Annotated in this window: 17 protein-coding genes and 2 rRNA genes; 14 read left to right on the top strand and 5 right to left on the bottom strand. The window is 52.3% G+C overall.

Translation table 11 applies throughout. The features are described 5' to 3' along the window. A 23S ribosomal RNA gene (locus WH277_RS07850) occupies nucleotides 1–110 on the top strand; the annotation flags it as partial. 206 nt (nucleotides 111–316) lie between these two features. Continuing rightward, nucleotides 317–432: ribosomal RNA gene (gene rrf, locus WH277_RS07845) — 5S ribosomal RNA — on the top strand. A gap of 123 nt (nucleotides 433–555) precedes the next feature. Here rrf and mobA read toward each other — a convergent pair. Continuing rightward, nucleotides 556–1,137: a molybdenum cofactor guanylyltransferase MobA gene (mobA, locus tag WH277_RS07840; RefSeq protein ID WP_159338297.1), complete on the bottom strand. Its 582-nt coding sequence runs from the start codon at nucleotides 1,135–1,137 to the stop codon at nucleotides 556–558. A 51-nt stretch (nucleotides 1,138–1,188) separates the two neighbouring features. On the opposite strand from mobA, the gene WH277_RS07835 reads away from it, so the two are divergent. The 5 genes from WH277_RS07835 (at nucleotide 1,189) to WH277_RS28680 (ending at nucleotide 6,752) form a co-directional block, all read left to right on the top strand. Continuing rightward, entirely contained in the window at nucleotides 1,189–1,458 is a 270-nt protein-coding gene (locus WH277_RS07835) for a YihD family protein (RefSeq protein ID WP_159338298.1), read from the top strand. Nucleotides 1,459–1,540: 82 nt separating this feature from the next. Next, complete coding sequence (locus tag WH277_RS07830) at nucleotides 1,541–2,533, top strand: serine/threonine protein kinase (RefSeq protein ID WP_339505185.1); 993 nt, start codon at nucleotides 1,541–1,543, stop codon at nucleotides 2,531–2,533. A 48-nt stretch (nucleotides 2,534–2,581) separates the two neighbouring features. Next, a complete protein-coding gene (gene dsbA, locus WH277_RS07825; protein WP_133846482.1) occupies nucleotides 2,582–3,211 on the top strand; it encodes a thiol:disulfide interchange protein DsbA in 630 nt (209 codons plus the stop codon). Between the two features lie 406 nt (nucleotides 3,212–3,617). Further along, on the top strand, nucleotides 3,618–6,410 hold the full coding sequence (gene polA, locus WH277_RS07820) for a DNA polymerase I (RefSeq protein WP_339505183.1): 2,793 nt from the start codon (nucleotides 3,618–3,620) through the stop codon (nucleotides 6,408–6,410). Nucleotides 6,411–6,704: 294 nt separating this feature from the next. After that, nucleotides 6,705–6,752, top strand: a complete 48-nt coding sequence (locus WH277_RS28680) for a spot 42 RNA, inhibition of DNA synthesis (protein WP_071892919.1) — start codon at nucleotides 6,705–6,707, stop codon at nucleotides 6,750–6,752. Nucleotides 6,753–6,822: 70 nt separating this feature from the next. Here the strand turns inward: WH277_RS28680 and yihA are convergent, their stop codons facing one another. Further along, a complete protein-coding gene (yihA, locus tag WH277_RS07815) occupies nucleotides 6,823–7,458 on the bottom strand; it encodes a ribosome biogenesis GTP-binding protein YihA/YsxC (RefSeq protein ID WP_133846480.1) in 636 nt (211 codons plus the stop codon). Nucleotides 7,459–8,009: 551 nt separating this feature from the next. Between yihA and yihI the strand changes: the two genes are divergently transcribed. Both yihI and hemN read left to right on the top strand, forming a co-directional pair. After that, entirely contained in the window at nucleotides 8,010–8,537 is a 528-nt protein-coding gene (gene yihI, locus WH277_RS07810; protein WP_171149626.1) for a Der GTPase-activating protein YihI, read from the top strand. A 242-nt stretch (nucleotides 8,538–8,779) separates the two neighbouring features. Continuing rightward, nucleotides 8,780–10,153, top strand: coding sequence for an oxygen-independent coproporphyrinogen III oxidase (gene hemN / locus WH277_RS07805; protein ID WP_133846477.1), 1,374 nt, complete (start codon nucleotides 8,780–8,782; stop codon nucleotides 10,151–10,153). 126 nt (nucleotides 10,154–10,279) lie between these two features. On the opposite strand, the gene glnG is transcribed toward hemN, so the two are convergent. From glnG to glnA, 3 genes are all read right to left on the bottom strand, one after another. Beyond that, nucleotides 10,280–11,689, bottom strand: coding sequence for a nitrogen regulation protein NR(I) (glnG, locus tag WH277_RS07800; RefSeq protein ID WP_133846476.1), 1,410 nt, complete (start codon nucleotides 11,687–11,689; stop codon nucleotides 10,280–10,282). Nucleotides 11,690–11,696: 7 nt separating this feature from the next. Further along, on the bottom strand, nucleotides 11,697–12,746 hold the full coding sequence (gene glnL / locus WH277_RS07795) for a nitrogen regulation protein NR(II) (protein ID WP_133846475.1): 1,050 nt from the start codon (nucleotides 12,744–12,746) through the stop codon (nucleotides 11,697–11,699). Nucleotides 12,747–13,017: 271 nt separating this feature from the next. Then, entirely contained in the window at nucleotides 13,018–14,427 is a 1,410-nt protein-coding gene (glnA, locus tag WH277_RS07790) for a glutamate--ammonia ligase (protein WP_133846474.1), read from the bottom strand. Nucleotides 14,428–14,862: 435 nt separating this feature from the next. On the opposite strand from glnA, the gene typA reads away from it, so the two are divergent. The 5 genes from typA (at nucleotide 14,863) to fabY (ending at nucleotide 19,729) form a co-directional block, all read left to right on the top strand. Further along, a complete protein-coding gene (gene typA / locus WH277_RS07785) occupies nucleotides 14,863–16,686 on the top strand; it encodes a ribosome-dependent GTPase TypA (RefSeq protein ID WP_133846473.1) in 1,824 nt (607 codons plus the stop codon). 141 nt (nucleotides 16,687–16,827) lie between these two features. After that, nucleotides 16,828–17,424: a glucose-1-phosphatase gene (yihX, locus tag WH277_RS07780; protein WP_133846472.1), complete on the top strand. Its 597-nt coding sequence runs from the start codon at nucleotides 16,828–16,830 to the stop codon at nucleotides 17,422–17,424. Continuing rightward, nucleotides 17,425–18,297, top strand: a complete 873-nt coding sequence (locus tag WH277_RS07775) for a virulence factor BrkB family protein (protein WP_133846471.1) — start codon at nucleotides 17,425–17,427, stop codon at nucleotides 18,295–18,297. Next, complete coding sequence (gene dtd / locus WH277_RS07770; protein WP_133846470.1) at nucleotides 18,294–18,731, top strand: D-aminoacyl-tRNA deacylase; 438 nt, start codon at nucleotides 18,294–18,296, stop codon at nucleotides 18,729–18,731. Before WH277_RS07775 ends, dtd begins: the two co-directional genes overlap by 4 nt. A gap of 59 nt (nucleotides 18,732–18,790) precedes the next feature. Beyond that, nucleotides 18,791–19,729: a fatty acid biosynthesis protein FabY gene (fabY, locus tag WH277_RS07765; RefSeq protein WP_133846469.1), complete on the top strand. Its 939-nt coding sequence runs from the start codon at nucleotides 18,791–18,793 to the stop codon at nucleotides 19,727–19,729. Nucleotides 19,730–19,735 lie beyond the last annotated feature (6 nt).

The following is a 19,735-nucleotide window of genomic DNA, read 5'->3' as shown; positions in this document are numbered from 1 at the left end:
CCTTGAGACCCCTGAAGGGACGTTGAAGACTACGACGTTGATAGGCCGGGTGTGTAAGCGCAGCGATGCGTTGAGCTAACCGGTACTAATGACCCGTGAGGCTTAACCTTACAACGCCAGAAGCGTTCTGGTGGCGTTCGAGAGACGCAAAAGAGATTTTCAGCTTGTTACCGGAATTAAGTCCGAAGGATTTTGCGCTGTGACAAGGCGGCCAGTGAAGTGAGGGAAGGAGCATAGATAAGTATGTGACTGAGCTTACGAGCGCAGGCAACGCAGTCAGAGCACAAAAGACACAGGACAGAGCACAAAGAATTTGCCTGGCGGCTTTAGCGCGGTGGTCCCACCTGACCCCATGCCGAACTCAGAAGTGAAACGCCGTAGCGCCGATGGTAGTGTGGGGTCTCCCCATGCGAGAGTAGGGAACTGCCAGGCATCAAATAAGCAGACAAGCCTCATACGAAAGTATGAGGCTTTTTTGTGCTTTGAATTTGGCGATAATCGTCGATCTGACACGAAAAATCTCCGTTTTGTCAGGGGATTACCTGCTATAAAAGCCTAAATGAGATCTTCCGGATAGTTAACATTGCGAAATGCAGCCTCTGCTCGCTCAAACAAAACACTGTGCCCCCCTGCCTGCTGAAGAAATAGCATCAACTTACGGTCACCGTCCGCCAGATAGCGTTGCAGTGAACCCGCAATACTGCGGTGCAGCAATGCTTGCGTGGGGTGATCTCGCTCTTCTGTGCGTGCCCAGACCGCAGATGCTGTTCCTTTATGCTGCCACAAGTTCTGAACCAGATTATCCGGGAGCAATGGCGTATCACAGGAAGTGAATACTACCCACTCAGTTTCTGTCTGTTGCAGTGCTGCCAGCATTCCTGCTAGTGGTCCCGGGAAAGCTGCCAGCGTATCGGATATCACAGGCAACCCGCTCTGTTGATATACCTCAATATTTCGATTGGCATTAATCCATACAGTAGTGACCTGGGGCTGAAAACGCTGCAAAACATGTTGGTAGAGTGGTTTGTTCTGCCACAGCATGAGCCCTTTATCTTCGCCCCCCATACGGCTGCCACGGCCACCTGCAAGGATGACGCCGGTCACGGTTTCGCGTTCAGGGGCGGAAATTCGATTCATTAGTTTTATACCCTATGCTTAATGTTGGGTTCTTTATACAGGGACAACTGCATGAAATGCCATCGCCTTAACGAATTAATCAGCTTGCTGCAGCCTGCCTGGCAGGACGATCCTGATCTGAATTTACTTGAGTTTTTACAGAAATTAGCCGATGAAGCCGGCTTTAAGCAGCCTTTTAGTGAATTAACGGATGATGTACTGATCTATCATCTCAAGATGCGGGGCAGTGATAAAGATGCTGAAATTCCAGGGCTGAAGAAAGACTATGAGGATGATTTCAAAACAGCATTACTGCGTGCTCGGGGCGTGATTAAGGATTAAATCAGGCGGTTGACCCGCTGCCGCTGCCATTTAATGGTACTCTTGCAGGCTATTATTTATCGATTATCAGCGAGCATGCCGGATGAAAGAACCTGCTTTTAACTTCCACACCCTGACGCCTGATACCATCCTGGATGCGTTGTGGGAGACCGGTCTGCGCGTGGAATCCGGCCTGACGGCGCTAAACAGCTATGAAAACCGCGTCTACCAGTTCTCCGATGACGACAAACGGCGCTACGTGGCGAAGTTCTATCGCCCGCAGCGTTGGTCGCAGGCGCAGATAGAAGAAGAACATCAGTTCGCTTCTGAGCTGTTTGCTGATGAGATCCCACTGGCAGCCCCTCTGGAACTGAAGGGCTCAATGCTGCACCAGCACCAGGGGTTCTGGTTTGCTGTTTTTTCCAGCCTCGGCGGGCGCCAGTACGAAACCGATAATTACGATCACCTGGAATGGGTAGGGCGTTTCCTCGGGCGAATCCATCAGGTGGGCCGCCGGAAAACCTTTGAGTCGCGGCCGACTATCGGATTACAGGAATACATTGATGAACCGTTACAGATTCTCACCGACAGCACGCTGGTCCCCGCAAAGCTAAAAACTGATTTACTGGCCAGTATCGGGCGTCTGCGCACAACTTTACAAAACTGCTGGCATACTCAGTGGCAGCCTTTGCGCTTACACGGCGACTGCCATCCGGGCAATATATTGTGGCGTGATGGCCCACTGTTTGTTGACCTGGATGACGCGCGTAATGGCCCTGCGGTACAAGATCTGTGGATGCTTATCAATGGCGATCGCCAGGAGCAGCGTCTGCAATGGGACATTTTGCTAGAGGCGTACGGTGAATTCTGTGAATTTGATACTCATGAATTGTCACTGATTGAACCTTTACGTGCTATGCGGATGGTTTATTATCTTGCATGGGTTGTACGCCGCTGGCACGACCCGGCTTTCCCGGCCAGTTTTCCGTGGATGACGGATGAGGATTTCTGGCGCAGACAGATTTCCACTTTTAACGAACAGAACAAGCTGCTGCAAGAGCCTCCGCTACAGCTTGCACCTGTTTTCCAGGTGTGATCACCCTTTGGTTCGCCTATTGAGATGTAATCAGGAGAGAGTTTGACGATGAAAAAGATTTTATTTGCGCTCGTCGGTATGGTTCTGGCATTCAGCGCTTCTGCCGCACAATTTACCGATGGTCAGCAATACGTCACGCTGGATAAACCGGCGACTGGCGAACCACAGGTTCTCGAATTCTTCTCATTCTATTGCCCACACTGCTACCAGTTTGAGCATGTATGGCATGTGAGTGATGCCGTGAAGAAAGGCCTGCCAGAGAATGTGAAAGTCACCAAGTATCATGTTGAATTCCTGGGTGGCGAAATGGGTAAAACCGTAACGCAGGCCTGGGCAGTAGCGATGGCTCTGGGTGTGGAAGACAAAGTAACGGCACCCATTTTCGACGGTATTCAGCAGACGCAAACCATCACTGATCCTGCCAGCCTGAAAGCGGTCTTCGTTAAAGCTGCGGGTATCAAGCCTGAAGAGTACGATGCCGCCTGGAACAGCTTCGTGGTGAAATCATTGGTTGCTCAGCAAGAGAAAGCCGCAGCAGATCTGGATCTGCGTGGTGTGCCAGCGATGTTCGTCAACGGCAAATACATGGTGAACAACGGTGGCCTGGATACCAGTTCACAGGAAAACTATGTTCAGCAGTATGCCAACGTGGTGAAATTCCTGACTTCCCAGAAGTAAGCCTGCACAGACTTCCCTTAACGCCGGCAATGCCGGCGTTTTCTTTCTCGCCTGACGAGATAATTATCGTAAAAATGCCCTTTCATCAGTTGTAGATATCGTCTCTTTCTCTGAGCGTACCAACTTATATCCACATCAGCTTTATTCCGGAAAACATAAAGTTAATCCTGGAGTGAATAAATAACTAAATGATTATAAACAAAATTTAATTTTATTTTTAAATGAATTTCCACGGGTTAGCTGCTGTTAGTAAATTTACACACAAACTTATCCACAACGTGTCAATGCGAAGCGTAACGCAAAATGACAATTGTCCGTGGATTATTCGCCGTTGAGATTTCATCTTTCATAGCGAGCTGTGGCATCCTTAACGCCAATCAAAAACCAAAGAAGAACGTGACGACTTATGGCTAAAATTGCAGAAAACCCGCTGATTCTGGTAGATGGATCTTCCTACCTGTACCGTGCTTATCATGCGTTCCCTCCGCTGACCAACAGCGCAGGCGAGCCTACCGGTGCAATGTACGGCGTATTAAATATGCTGCGCAGCCTGCTGCTGCAATATAAGCCAAGTCATGTAGCAGTGGTATTTGATGCCAAGGGTAAAACCTTCCGCGACGAATTATTTGAAGCGTACAAATCTCACCGTCCCCCGATGCCCGACGATCTGCGTGCGCAAATTGAACCACTGCATACCATGGTCAAAGCGATGGGGCTGCCGCTGCTGGCCATCTCAGGTGTGGAGGCTGATGATGTCATCGGTACGCTGGCGCTGGCCGCAGAGAAAATCGGTAAACCGGTGCTGATCAGCACCGGTGATAAAGATATGGCTCAGCTGGTAACGCCAAATATCACCTTAATCAACACGATGAATAATGCGATTCTTGGCCCGGATGAAGTGGTTGAGAAATACGGTATCCCTCCCTCGTTGATGATTGATTTCCTGGCACTGATGGGCGATTCCTCCGATAACATTCCGGGCGTAGCGGGTGTCGGTGAAAAAACGGCTCAGGCACTGTTACAGGGATTAGGCGGAGTGAAGGATATTTACGCCAACCTGGATAAAGTGGCGACACTGACTTTCCGCGGGGCTAAAACCATGGCCGCGAAACTGGAACAGAATAAGGAGATGGCCCTCCTCTCCTATCAGTTGGCAACGATTAAGACCGACGTGGAACTGGAATTGACCTGCGATCAGCTGACCGTTGAAGAACCGGCAGTTGAAGAACTGCTGGGGTTATTTAAACACTACGAATTTAAGCGCTGGATTGTTGATCTGGAAGAAGGTACCTGGCTGCAAGGGAATAAGAGTCGACCCACTGCCGCAAAAGGCAAAGTGGATGCAAGCGTGGAACCGGATGCCGCAGAAGTCGCTAGCGTGCTCTCTTCCGAAGGTTATGTCACCATTCTGGATGAAGCGACCTTCGATAGCTGGCTGACGAAGCTTCAGCAAAGCGAGTTGTTTGCCTTCGACCTGGAAACCGATTCGCTGGATACGCTCAGTGCTAACATCATCGGCCTGTCTTTTGCCATCGCCCCAGGTGAAGCCGCTTACCTGCCCGTTGCACATGACTACCTTGATGCACCGGATCAGTTAGATCGTCAATCCGTACTGGCACGGCTTAAACCGCTGCTCGAAAACCCCAAAGCGCTTAAAGTCGGACAGAATCTGAAGTACGACCGTGGCGTGCTGGCAAACTATGACATTGAACTACAAGGTATTCAGTTCGATACCATGCTGGAATCTTATGCGCTGAGTAGCGTTGTCGGGCGCCATGATATGGATACCCTGGCATCACGCTGGCTGGGCCATAAAACCGTAAGCTTTGAAGAGATTGCCGGCAAAGGTAAGAATCAGCTGACGTTTAACCAGATCGCGCTGGAGCAGGCGGCGCATTACGCGGCGGAAGATGTCGACGTCACGCTACGGCTGCATCTGAAAATGTGGCCAGAGTTGCAGAAAGAGCAGGGGCCAAAAGAGGTCTTTGAACAGGTTGAGATGCCGCTGGTGCCGGTCATCTCCCGTATTGAGCGCAACGGTGTGCTTATTGACCAGAATATTCTGGCGGTGCACTCGCAGGAGCTGGGCAGCCGCCTGGCAGAGCTGGAGCTGAAGGCACACGAGCTGGCAGGTGAACCGTTCAATCTCTCTTCGCCGAAGCAATTACAAACCATCCTGTTTGAAAAGCAGGGCATCAAGCCCACCAAGAAAACGCCGGGTGGCGCACCGTCGACCAGCGAAGAAGTCTTAGCTGAGCTGGCGCTGGACTATCCGCTGCCGAAGGTGATTCTGGAACATCGTGGTCTCTCTAAGCTGAAATCCACCTATACCGATAAGCTTCCGTTGATGATCAATCCACACAGCGGACGAGTACATACTTCTTATCACCAGACAGTCACGGCTACCGGGCGTCTCTCTTCCAGCGATCCGAACCAACAAAACATCCCGGTGCGTAATGATGAAGGGCGACGTATTCGTCAGGCATTTATCGCGCCGAAAGGCTGTCGCATTGTCGCGGCTGACTACTCACAGATTGAGCTACGCATCATGGCGCATCTGTCACAGGATAAAGGGCTGCTGACCGCCTTTGCCAGCGAGCAGGATATTCACCGTGCGACAGCCTCTGAAGTCTTCGGCGTTGCGCTGGATAAAGTCAGCGGCGAGCAGCGCCGTAGCGCTAAAGCGATCAACTTTGGCCTTATTTACGGCATGAGTGCTTTTGGTCTGTCACGTCAGCTCAATATTGGTGCCGGTGAAGCGAAGAAGTACATGGACCTCTACTTTGAACGTTACCCGGGTGTACTGCAGTATATGGAGAGTACCCGCGAACTGGCGGCAGAGAAAGGCTATGTCTCGACGCTGGATGGCCGCCGACTCTATCTCCCAGAGATTAAAGCGAGCAATGCGATGCGTCGTAAAGCGGCAGAGCGTGCTGCGATTAATGCACCAATGCAGGGGACCGCAGCGGATATCATCAAACGGGCAATGATTGCCGTGGATGAATGGCTGAAGCCTCAGACAAACGGTGACGTGAAAATGATCATGCAGGTACACGATGAACTGGTGTTTGAAGTGCGTGCCGATGCAGTCGATAGCGCATCAGCGAAAATCCGTCAGTTGATGGAAGGCAGCATGAAACTGGATGTGCCGCTGCGCGTTGATATTGGTGTGGGTGACAACTGGGATCAGGCTCACTAAGTTCATTTTTCTCTGTCCTGTGGGCTGATGACTCTCCCGAAATCAGCTCGCAGGATTGTCCCTGCTAACATTGTCGCTTTAAACGGTTCAGCCACTCGCGTTATCCCTTTTCGCCAGTGACATCATCTAACCATCTCTGCCGCAACACTTTTTTAGTAATTAAGCTACATGATCGACTGCATTATGTGACTTGAGTTGGATAATGCATGTCGTTTTCTGAAAATTAACTACAAAAAACCCTTTTGAGCGCTCAAAAAATGATGTAAAGTTTCAGATGTAGGGTACAGAGGTAAGATGTTCTATCTTTCAGACCTTTTACTTCACGTAATCGGATTTGGCTGAATATTTTAGCCGCCCCAGTCAGTAATGACTGGGGCGTTTTTTATTGGGCGAAACGTAGGGGGCAGGCGGGTTATTCGGCAGGAATATCGTCTTCGGTTGCCGGAGGAATATCACGATACCAGCTGTCCAGTTTCTGGCTCAGTTTATCCACACCAATTTTCTTGAGTGATGAAAACGCTTCAACATCGACAGTGCCGAGGAAGGTTTTTGCCTCTTCACGAACCGCGTTCAGCTGGGCCTTACGCGCCCCGGATGCCAGTTTGTCGGCCTTAGTCAGCAAAATCAGTACTTCAATCCCGCTCTGTACGGCCCACATCACCATCTGACGATCGAGATCTTTCAGCGGATGGCGAATATCCATCAGCACTACCAGTCCCTTCAGACAATGACGATCGCGCAGGTATTCCGCCAGCGCACGTTGCCATTTGAGCTTCATCTCTTCCGGGACCTGCGCGTAACCGTAGCCTGGCAGGTCGACCAGACGGTAGCCTTCAGCAACCTGGAAAAGGTTGATCAATTGGGTACGACCAGGGGTTTTACTGGTACGAGCCAGGCCTTTCTGGTTAGTCAGCGTATTCAGTGCGCTGGATTTACCCGCGTTAGAACGCCCGGCAAAAGCAACCTCAATGCCAGTATCGGCAGGCAGGTGGCGGATATCGGGGGCGCTGGTGACAAAATGGGTTACGTGATAATTCCAGCCAGACAAAATAGATACTCCAGGTAAGAAAGGACAATTGTGCTGATTATACCCTGTATAGCGGTAAAGCGCCCGGTAAGACACTGCATGATCGAGTGCTGTGAGACATTGACCATTCACCCTGCGAGTACTCTCTGTATTTTGAAATTAAAAAAATGGATTTTTTACTAATTTTCATAGGGTTGTGAAATGGCCAAAAAAAACAGAGTAAAAATTACTTATGTCACCTTGTTTGCCGGACTGGTTAGTCTACATTTGTATCCAGAAACAGGATATTTCACTTCAGGATGAAGTGCTCAGGGAGCATCAGGACGATCTTGGGCAGGGAAGGAAATGTGCACAGGTGTGCGCGACAAGGATTCAGGAACGCTCACAGGATTGAGTAAAGGCAAAGGAAAACAGGGATGCTGGCTGCTAATAAGGATGCTGACATTGTCAGTCCTTCTGCGGAAGGTGCGAAAAAAGGCGACAGGGTGACCTGCCGCCTTTTTTCTTTGTCTGCTTTCTGCTAGATTTCGCGGCAATTCTATACTGAAGATAAACGTCTGAGAGCAGAAACCATGAAGCAACCTGCACGCACGCCCCAGGATAAAAAACCGGGAGCCAAAGTGAAACGTAAAACGCGTGATGAGATTAATCAGGAAGCGCGAGACCGCAAGCGTGATAAAAAGCACAGCGGCAATACTTCCGGCAGTCGGGCTAACCCGGTCGCCGAGAGCAAGAAAGGCGCTAACGGCAAACCGGCCAAAGACCCACGTATCGGCAGTAAAAAACCGATTGCCCTGGGCCCGGATGTGGTTGCCAGCAAGCCGAAGCCGGCAAAAGTGGCAAAACCCGTTGTAGAGAAGAAGGCTCGTCTGTCACCAGAAGAAGAACTGGCGCAGTTGGAAAATGACGAGCGTCTGGATGCGTTGCTCGATCGTCTGGAAAATGGCGATGCACTGTCAGCTGAAGAGCAGGCGTGGCTGGATCAGTCACTGGATCGTATCGACGTGCTGATGGAGCAGTTAGGGATTGCCCTGGACGATGATGCAGAAGATGAGCAGGCAGAAGAAGATATGTATCGCCTGCTCAAAGGCGGCCAGTGATCCTCTCGTCTCTCTGACGTAACATGAGGCAGCGCAATTTAGCGCTGCCTTTTCTTTGTAGGGTTTTTGGTGATGATTTGGCCTGGATCAATTATTGCGTTGATTCTGCTGTGCTGGCTGGGGTGGTTATTCGTTAAACTACAGCGGCTATCGCGGCTGAAAACCCGGCTGCGCAGCAAGATCGTCAGCCAGCAGCTTCCTGTCACGCGGCGGTCAATGCGACGACGATAAGGGAAGCCGCCATGCAGATGCAGACCACAGAGTGGGATCTCCCGCTCATTCAGAAGTACAATACCGCCGGTCCCCGCTATACCTCTTATCCGACCGCACTGGAATTCCATCAGGATTACGACGAGCCGGCTTTTCTTCAGGCAACGCAGCGTTACCCTGAACGGCCGCTGTCGCTCTATCTGCACATCCCCTTTTGCCACAAGCTATGTTACTTCTGCGGTTGTAATAAGCAGGTCACGCGTCAGCAGCATAAAGCGGATGACTATCTGGATGTACTGGTGCAGGAAATCGCCCTGCGTGCACCGCTGTTCCAGCATCGCACCGTCAGTCAGATGCACTGGGGGGGCGGCACTCCCACTTTCCTCAATAAAGCGCAAATCAGCCGACTGATGACCTGTCTGCGCCAGCACTTTCACTTTACGGAGGGTGCTGAGATCTCAATTGAAGTCGACCCGCGGGAAATTGAGCTCACCGTGCTTGATCATCTGCGAGCCGAAGGTTTTAACCGCCTGAGCATGGGCGTGCAGGATTTTAATAAGCAGGTGCAGGAGAAGGTGAATCGCGTACAGGATGAAGCGATGATCTTTTCCCTGATGGCACGGGCGCGTGAGCTGGGTTTTGCCTCCACGAATATTGATCTGATTTATGGCCTGCCTGCACAGACCCCAGAGAGTTTTGCTTTCACTTTGCAAAAAGTGGCTGAGCTGAACCCGGATCGTCTGAGTGTCTTTAACTATGCTCATATGCCCGCACTGTTCCCCGCTCAGCGTAAAATCAAGGATGAGGAGCTGCCCGGCGCCCTGGAAAAGCTGGAGATTTTGCGGCAAACCATCACGACGCTCACCGCGCAAGGGTATCAGTTTATCGGCATGGACCACTTTGCCCGGCACAATGACGAACTGGCTATTGCTCAGCGTGGGGGGAAACTGCACCGCAACTTCCAGGGATACACGACGCAGGGTGACAGTGACCTGCTGGGAATGGGCGTTTCAGCGATTAGTATGATCGGGGACAGTTACGCGCAAAACCACAAAGAGCTGAAACACTATTACGCAGAAATACGGGCAGGAAAAACCGCCCTGTGGCGCGGCTTGCAATTGAGTGAAGATGATTGTCTGCGGCGGGATGTGATTAAAAGTCTGATCTGCAACTTCTCGCTGTCATTTGACGCCATCAGTACGCAATGGGGAATTCACTTCCGTGAGTATTTTGCCGACGATCTGGCTCTGCTGACGCCACTGATGGTGGACGGGCTGGTGGAATGCCACGACAGCCGCCTTGTCGTCACCGCTAAGGGCCGTTTACTGATAAGGAATATCTGCATGTGCTTCGACCGTTACCTGCGTCAGAAAGCATCTGGGGGACAATTTTCACGGGTGATCTGATGGCCGGGGCGACCGAAAAAAATGGTCGCCCCAAAGGCCCGATCGGAAAAAATGATCGGACCCTACAGCTGGAACGTGTAGGGGCGGACCTTCTTTTTCGGTCCGCTCTTTATCCGCCCTCGTCTGTTATTCCATTCCCAGCTCTTTCAGCTTACGTGTTAGCGTATTGCGTCCCCAGCCCAGCAGACGAGCCGCTTCCTGTTTATGACCCTGCGTATGACGCAGGGCGGTAGTCAGCAGCGTACGCTCCATCTCGGGTTGCGCTTCCGACAGCAGGTTTTGATGACCGGAGCGCAGTGCGCGGTCCGCCCACTGTGCCAGCAACGTCGCCCAGCTGTCCGGCAATGACTGAACCGGGTTTTCTGGCGTCGATGTTTCAAACAGCTCTGGCGGTAGATCCTGGATCAGGACTTCCTGCCCGGCGGCCATCACCGTCAGCCAGCGACAGGTATTCTCCAGCTGGCGGACGTTGCCAGACCAGTGCAACCGCGTGAGCGCGGTTTCCGTTTCAGGATGCAGGATCTTGGCTTCCACCCCCAATTCTCTGGCGGCGACCTGTAAGAAGTAACGCGCCAGACGCGGAATATCTTCACGACGCTCACGCAGGGGAGGCAGATGCACACGGATCACGTTCAGGCGGTGGAATAAATCCTCACGGAATTTCCCCTCATGCACGCGCAGCTCCAGATTCTGGTGGGTCGCAGCAATAATACGCACATCCACCTTGACCGGCGCATAGCCCCCGACACGATAGAACTGACCATCGGCCAGCACTCGCAGCAGACGGGTCTGAACATCCAGTGGCATATCGCCAATTTCATCGAGGAACAGCGTACCGCCATCGGCCTGTTCAAAACGACCTTGTCGAATTTGATTGGCACCGGTAAACGCCCCTTTCTCATGACCAAAAAGTTCTGATTCGATCAGGTCTTTAGGGATCGCCGCCATATTCAGCGCGATAAATGGCGCTTTCGCACGCGGACTGTGGCGATGCAGTGCATGAGCAACCAGCTCTTTACCCGTACCGGATTCACCGTTAATCAGCACACTGATCGACGAGCGCGACAGGCGGCCGATAATACGAAAAACATCCTGCATTGCTGGCGCTTCACCGATGATATCGGTGGTAGGCCCGCTGACGGGCTGATTGCGCGGCTGCTGCTGCTCTTGATAGTGACTGATGGCGCGCTCAACCAGTGCAACGGCTTCATCAATATCGAAAGGCTTCGGCAGGTAATCAAACGCGCCCTGTTGATAAGCGCTGACGGCAGCATCCAGGTCTGAGTGCGCTGTCATAATGATCACCGGCAGCATAGGGTGCCGCTGTTTGATCTGCTTTAACAGCGCCAGGCCGTCCATACCGGGCATACGAATATCTGACAGTAAAACGTCTGGGGTTTTGGTCGCAAGGGCTTCCAGTACCTCGTTTGCGCTGTCAAACGTTGCGCAGTTTAAACCAGCTCCGGTCAGCGCGCGTTCAAGCACCCAGCGGATGGAGCTATCGTCATCGACGATCCAAACTATCCCTCGTTGCATAGAAACCTCACTGGCGAATAGGCAGGTAAACCGAGAATTCAGTGTGTCCAGGCCAGCTGTGGAACTCTATTTTTCCCGAATGCTGATCGATCAGGCTGCGGGCAATCGATAACCCCAGCCCGGTACCGCCTTCGCGGCCGCTTACCATCGGGTAAAACAGCGTATCCTGCAGCTGTGCCGGAATGCCGGGGCCGTCATCTTCAATATCGATGCGTGCCACCAGGCGATAGCGTGTTCCGTGCAGCGTTAACTGGAACGCCGTTCGGGTACGTAAAGTAATCGTGCCGCCTTCTTCACCCAACGCCTGCAGGGCGTTGCGTACTACATTCAAAAGGACTTGTTCTATCTGGTCCGGGTCGTGCGGCAGTTCAGGCAGGCTCGGGTCATAATCGCGGACAAGCACCACATTATCGGGCAGCTCCATCGAGACCAGATTCACCACACGTTCAGCCACCTGATGGATGCTTTGTGTGACATGCATACCGGGCTGTTGCGGGCCAAGCAGACGGTCGACCAGATTGCGCAGGCGATCGGCCTGTTCAATGATGACCTTGGTGTATTCCGTTAACGCCGGGTCGGGCAGGGCTCTGGCCAGCAGTTGTGCTGCACCGCGTAGCCCACCCAGCGGGTTTTTAATTTCGTGTGCCAGTCCACGCACTAAATCACGTGCTGCTACCTGCTGCGCATGTTGTAGCTGTTCCTGACTCAGCCGGCGCTGATTATCCATGGGCGCCATTTCCAGCAGAATCAATCCTTCGGGCAGACGTTGTGCGGTGAGCGACATAATGTGCGCACGGCTGTCGACCACCAGGGTCACTTCGCTGTCGGTAAAACCTTGTCCGGCATCCAGACTTTCGAGCATGACCTCAATATTCAGGGAAAAATAACCCATCAGTTCCGGCAGTGGCGTACCAAACAGCTTGCGGGAACTTTGCGCCAGCAGTTGCTGCGCGGCAGGGTTGGCGTAATGAACCACCAACGCACCATCAACCAGTAAGATACTGTTGATCAGTGAATTGAGAATCTGCCCAGCATCGGGCAGCGGGCCAGTTGCCATACAGCATTCTCCTGAAGTAGTTATGCACCAATTTAGTGCATTATAGCCATAAAACGCGAAAATCGTCTGACATTACCGGGAATTCGTGGTGAAAAAAGCCCATCCTGAGATGGGCTGAAAGTTTCCACGGCAACAAAATCCCAGACGTCTTTCACGCCGCAGCTGTGTTGGCTTCTCTCAGTCACCCGAATCACTTAGCGGACTAAGCTCATCGGGCCTCCTTCGATTGCCGCCTTGCTGCAACATGAAATTCGTCGGGCTTACTTCTAAATTAAACGCTGTAGTACAGTTCGAACTCAACCGGATGCGGAGTCATACGAACGCGGTCCATTTCTGCTTTACGCAGCTCGATATAAGCTTCGATAGCATCGTCAGTGAACACGCCACCACGGGTCAGGAACTCGCGGTCTTCGTTCAGTGCAGCCAGGGCTTCGTCCAGAGAACCTGCAACTTTTGGAATCTCAGCTTCTTCTTCCGGTGGCAGGTCGTACAGGTTTTTGTCCATTGCATCGCCAGGGTGGATCTTGTTGATGATGCCGTCCAGGCCAGCCATCAGCAGTGCAGCGAAGCACAGGTATGGGTTTGCAGCAGGGTCAGGGAAGCGCGCTTCAATACGGCGTGCTTTCGGGCTGGCAACCACTGGGATACGGATAGAAGCAGAACGGTTACGGGCAGAGTAAGCCAGCATAACTGGCGCTTCGTAGCCTGGGACCAGACGCTTATAGGAGTTAGTGGTCGGGTTCGCCAGAGCATTGATTGCTTTAGCGTGTTTGATTACACCACCGATGTAGAACAGCGCCATTTCAGACAGGCCGCCGTATTTGTCACCCGCGAACAGGTTAGTGCCGCCTTTTGACAGAGACATATGGCAGTGCATTCCAGAACCGTTATCACCGAACATCGGTTTTGGCATGAAGGTCGCGGTTTTGCCGTAAGCGTGAGCGACGTTGTGCACAACATATTTGTAGATCTGAATTTCGTCAGCTTTTTTGGTCATGGTATTGAAGCGGGTTGCCACTTCGTTCTGACCCGCCGTTGCCACTTCGTGGTGGTGAGCTTCAACGACCAGGCCCATCTGTTCCATGGTCAGACACATTGCAGAACGGATATCCTGCGCTGAGTCGACGGGTGGCACTGGGAAGTAGCCGCCTTTCAGACCTGGACGGTGGCCTTTGTTACCGCCTTCATATTCTTTACCGGAGTTCCAGTAAGCTTCGATGTCGTCGATAGCAACGTGTGAACCTGAAGTGCTGCTGCCGAAACGGATATCATCGAACAGGAAGAACTCTGGCTCTGGCCCAAACAGAACGGTGTCTGCAATGCCGGAAGAGCGCAGGAAATCTTCAGCGCGTTTCGCGATGGAACGCGGGTCGCGGTCGTAGCCCTGCATGGTGCCTGGCTCGAGGATGTCACAACGGATGATCAGTGTAGAATCAGCAAAGAACGGGTCAATGACTGCGGTGGTTGAGTCTGGCATCAGAACCATGTCGGATTCGTTGATACCTTTCCAGCCACCAATCGAGGAGCCGTCAAACATTTTGCCTTCTTCGAAGAAGTCAGCGTTAACCTGATGAGCAGGGATAGTCACGTGCTGCTCTTTACCTTTGGTATCGGTAAAACGCAGGTCAACAAATTTGACTTCGTGCTCGTTCATCATCGACAGAACGTGTTCAGCGGACATACTTAACTCTCCTGGATTTTGTCATTGGCGTCGTGTTTAGAGAACTTCACCGGTGCGCTTTGCTATTCGCCGCGCTAACTCCGATAATAAAGATCTCTCACAAGCTTACAACCGTTGTGGAAACTGGCGTTTTTCGCTTAATGAGTATTTGCGAAATCTATGCCAACTTTTTTATTTAACGAAAAAAGCGCTATGATGCGCCCTCTCGTGAGACGAGGACTGCACCACGATGGAAGTCGCGCACCATTTTGGTGCCATTGAATGATAAATGGGCACTCTTTTGGTGCAAATTTTCGTCCAAGTGCAATGTTTGCACTGAAAATGGCTGTAAATGCAATCCGGACAGTTATCTTTATATGAAATATGTGATCCTGTTCAGTCCTTCGATTAATCCGTGTACAATAGCGCGCTATTTCTAATGCCTGAGGCAAAGCTGTGATCGAAAATTTGCGTAACATCGCCATTATTGCCCACGTTGACCATGGTAAAACTACCCTGGTTGATAAGTTGCTGCAGCAGTCCGGGACCTTTGATGCCCGTACCGAAGCAACCGAACGCGTAATGGACTCCAACGATTTGGAGAAAGAGCGTGGGATTACCATCCTCGCAAAAAACACCGCCATTAAATGGAATGACTACCGCATCAACATCGTGGATACCCCAGGACACGCCGACTTCGGCGGTGAGGTAGAGCGTGTGATGTCAATGGTCGACTCGGTGCTGCTGGTTGTGGATGCAATGGATGGCCCGATGCCGCAAACCCGTTTCGTGACCAAAAAAGCGTTTGCTAATGGTCTGAAGCCGATCGTGGTAATTAACAAAGTCGACCGCCCTGGCGCGCGTCCTGACTGGGTTGTTGATCAGGTGTTTGACCTGTTCGTTAACCTGGATGCGACCGACGAGCAGCTCGACTTCCCGATTATCTATGCTTCAGCCCTGAACGGTATTGCAGGCCTGGATCACAACGATATGGCGGAAGACATGACCCCGCTGTATGAGGCGATTGTTAAGCACGTCTCTCCACCACAGGTTGAGCTGGAAGCCCCGCTGCAGATGCAAATCTCCCAGCTGGACTACAACAACTACCTGGGTGTTATCGGTATCGGCCGTATCAAGCGCGGTAAAGTGCGTCCTAACCAGCAGATCACTGTGATCAACAGCGAAGGCAAAACCCGTAACGCTAAAGTCGGTAAAGTTCTGACCCATATGGGCCTGGAGCGTATCGAAGCGACTGAAGCGGAAGCCGGCGACATCATCGCTATCACCGGTCTGGGCGAACTGAACATCTCTGACACCATCTGTGATACTCAGAATGTGGAAGCGCTGCCAGCCCTGAGCGTTGATGAACCAACGGTTACCATGTTCTTCTGCGTTAACACCTCTCCGTTCTGCGGTAAAGAAGGTAAGTATGTGACTTCACGTCAGATCCTTGACCGTCTGAACAAAGAACTGGTGCACAACGTGGCACTGCGTGTTGAAGAAACCCCAGATGCTGACGCCTTCCGCGTATCAGGTCGTGGTGAACTTCACCTGTCAGTTCTGATCGAAAACATGCGTCGTGAAGGTTTCGAGCTGGCGGTATCCCGTCCAAAAGTTATCTTCCGTGAATTCGAAGGCCGCAAGCAGGAGCCATTCGAAAACGTGACCCTCGACATCGAAGAACAGCATCAGGGTTCTGTGATGCAGGCGATGGGTGAGCGTAAAGGTGACATGAAAAACATGGATCCGGATGGCAAAGGCCGTGTGCGTCTCGACTATGAGATCCCAAGCCGTGGTCTGATCGGTTTCCGTAACGAATTCATGACCATGACTTCCGGTACCGGTCTGCTCTACTCCACCTTCAGCCACTACGACGATGTGCGTCAAGGCGAAGTTGGCCAGCGTCAGAACGGCGTGCTGATCTCTAACGGCCAGGGTAAAGCAGTCGCGTTCGCCCTGTTCAGCCTGCAGGATCGCGGTAAGCTGTTCCTCGGCCACGGTGCTGAAGTGTATGAAGGCCAGATCATCGGTATTCACTCACGTTCTAACGACCTGACTGTGAACTGCCTGACCGGTAAGAAGCTGACCAACATGCGTGCTTCCGGTACTGATGAAGCCACCACTCTGGTTCCACCTCAGAAAATGACCCTCGAGCAGGCGCTTGAGTTCATTGATGATGACGAACTGGTCGAAGTGACTCCACAGTCTGTACGTATCCGTAAACGTCACCTGACTGAAAACGACCGTAAGCGCGCAAGCCGCGGTCCGAAAGAAGCGTAATACCGCTTTTCTCAGGGCCGGAGTTTTCTCCGGTCCTGAGCTTCCTTCTGAATCTTCTCCGCAGTTTTCAAAATCCTCACCTGTTCAGTCTCTCCATTTACCGCTAGAGTGAATAACTCACCGGAACAAAAGGAGATGGCCATGCTGTATATCTTTGATTTAGGTAACGTCATTGTTGATATTGATTTCAACCGGGTTCTCGGTGTCTGGAGCGATCTGAGCCGCGTACCACTCTCGACGCTGCAAAGTCGTTTTCAAATGGGGGAGAGTTTTCACCAGCACGAGCGTGGTGAAATAAGTGACGAAGCGTTCGCACAAAAAATGTCTGATGAGCTGGGGCTGTCATTAAGCTATGAACAGTTTGCTGCCGGTTGGCAGGCGGTGTTCGTCGGCGTGCGCCCGGAAGTCATTGCCATCATGCATAAATTGCGTCAGCAGGGTGAGCGCGTGGTTATCCTGTCAAACACTAACCGTCTGCACTGTCAGTTCTGGCCGTCACAATATCCGGAGGTGAATGCTGCCGCCGACAAAGTCTATCTGTCGCAGGAAATGGGATTGCGTAAACCTGACCCGGCGATCTATCAACACCTGCTCAATGAAGAAGAGTTCTCCGCTGAAGAAGCGATCTTCTTTGATGATAACCCCGATAACATTGAAGCGGCGCGCAAGCTCGGTATTCACAGCCTGCTGATTACCGATGCCAGCGTGTTACCGGCTTTCTTTGCCGATCGCCAATAAATGCGCTTTCTCAATCATTATCGGCACCGACTACGGGCCTTTTGGGCATGGGTGAAGCTGCTGTGGCAACGCATTGATGAAGATGGCATGACCATGCTGGCCGGGCACCTGGCCTATGTCTCGTTACTGTCGCTGGTGCCACTGATTGCCGTGGTCTTTGCCCTGTTTGCCGCTTTCCCGATGTTTTCTGATGCCAGTATTCAGCTGAAAAACTTCGTCTTTAACAACTTTGTGCCAGCGGCTGGCGCCACGATCCAAAACTATCTGGAACAGTTTGTGGCTAACGTCAGCAAAATGACCGCTGTTGGCGTCGGTGGTCTGGTGTTCACTGCGCTCTTGTTAATGTATTCGATAGACTCGGCGCTTAACACCATCTGGCGCAGTAAACGTAAGCGGCCACTGGTCTACTCGTTTGCCGTCTACTGGATGATTCTGACCCTCGGGCCGCTGTTGGCGGGTGCCAGCCTGGCGATCAGCTCCTATCTGCTGTCGTTACACTGGGCGACGGTCAGCGGCGTGAGCATGCTGGTGGATGTCGGGTTACGGATATTCCCGCTGCTGCTCTCCTGCCTGTCGTTCTGGCTGCTGTACAGCATTGTCCCGACCACCCAGGTGGCAGGGCGCGATGCGCTAATCGGTGCGGTTGTTGCCGGGTTACTCTTCGAACTGGGTAAAAAGGGCTTTGCGCTGTATGTTACGATGTTTCCCTCGTACCAGCTGATTTACGGCGTGCTTGCTGTTATTCCCATTCTTTTTTTATGGGTTTACTGGACCTGGTGTATTGTTTTATTAGGGGCAGAAATTACCGCCACGCTGGGGGATTACCGCCAGCTTAAACAAGAAGAACAAGAAAGAGAGAACGAAGAATCATGATTGCCTTAATTCAACGGGCGTTATCCGCCAGCGTGACAGTGGCGGGGGAAACCATCGGGGAAATCGGGCCTGGGCTACTGATTTTACTGGGTGTGGAGAAAGGCGATACGCCTGAGCACGCGAAAAAGTTAGTCGATAAAGTCCTTGGTTACCGTATCTTCGGCGACGAAAACGACAAGATGAATCTCAACGTGCAACAGGCGGGGGGAAGTGTTCTGGTCGTGTCGCAGTTCACGCTGGCGGCTGACACCAAAAAAGGGATGCGTCCGAGTTTTTCTGGTGGTGCTGCGCCCGCTGATGCTGAAAAACTGTATGAGTATTTCGCTGCCTGCTGTCGTGATAAAGGAATAGCCACGGAAACCGGGCGTTTCGCCGCTGATATGAAAGTGGCGTTGATTAATGATGGCCCCGTGACCTTCTGGCTGCAGGTTTGAAGCAGCTAGCCGAGCGGCAAAGGAATGGCCTGGCGGGACCTGAAAGAGAGAACCATTTTATGTATCACCTCCGCGTGCCAGAAACTGCAGAAGAGTTAGATACCTATTACCAGTTCCGCTGGGAGATGCTGCGTAAGCCATTACACCAGCCGATGGGCTCAGAACGTGATGCCTGGGATGCCTTGGCGCATCATCAGATGGTCGTGGACGAACAGGGCAATCCGGTGGCTATCGGCCGGTTGTATATCAATGCCGATAACGAAGCCGCCATCCGCTTCCTCGCCGTTCATCCGTCTGTCCAGGGGAAAGGCCTGGGAACACTGGTGGCGATGACGCTGGAGTCTGTTGCCCGTCAGGAAGGGGTCAAGCGCGTGGTGTGTAGCGCCCGTGAAGATGCGGTCGATTTCTTCTCTAAGCTTGGCTACCTCAATCAGGGCGAAATCACGGCGCCGCAAACCACGCCGGTACGCCATTTCCTGATGATTAAACCCGTGGTGACACTGGATGATATTCTGCACCGTGCGGACTGGTGTGGGCAGTTGCAGCAGGCCTGGTATCAGCACATTCCGCTCAGTGAAAAAATGGGCGTGCGCATTCTGCAGTATACCGGTCAGAAATTTATCACCACGATGCCGGAAACCGGCAACCAGAATCCTCACCACACATTGTTTGCCGGAAGCCTGTTTTCACTGGCGACGCTCACCGGGTGGGGGCTTATCTGGCTGTTGTTGCGTGAACGTCACCTTGGTGGGACGATCATCCTGGCCGATGCCCATATTCGTTACAGTAAGCCTATCAGCGGTAAGCCGGGCGCAATTGCTGACCTCGGATCACTGTCTGGCGACCTTGACCGTCTGGCGCGTGGCCGTAAGGCGCGTGTGCAGCTGGAGGTGGAACTGTTTGGTAACGATGAGTCGGGTGCGGTGTTTGAAGGGGTATATATCGTATTGCCCGCCGACCCGGACGGCCCGTTAGAGCAGGGCGGGTGCGGCGGTTAATGAGAA

It is taken from the genome of Erwinia sp. MYb416, assembly GCF_037479575.1.
Taxonomy (GTDB): domain Bacteria; phylum Pseudomonadota; class Gammaproteobacteria; order Enterobacterales; family Enterobacteriaceae; genus Erwinia; species Erwinia rhapontici.
Note: the sequence above shows the minus strand (reverse complement) of the source record. Positions and strands in the feature narration are given on the sequence as shown.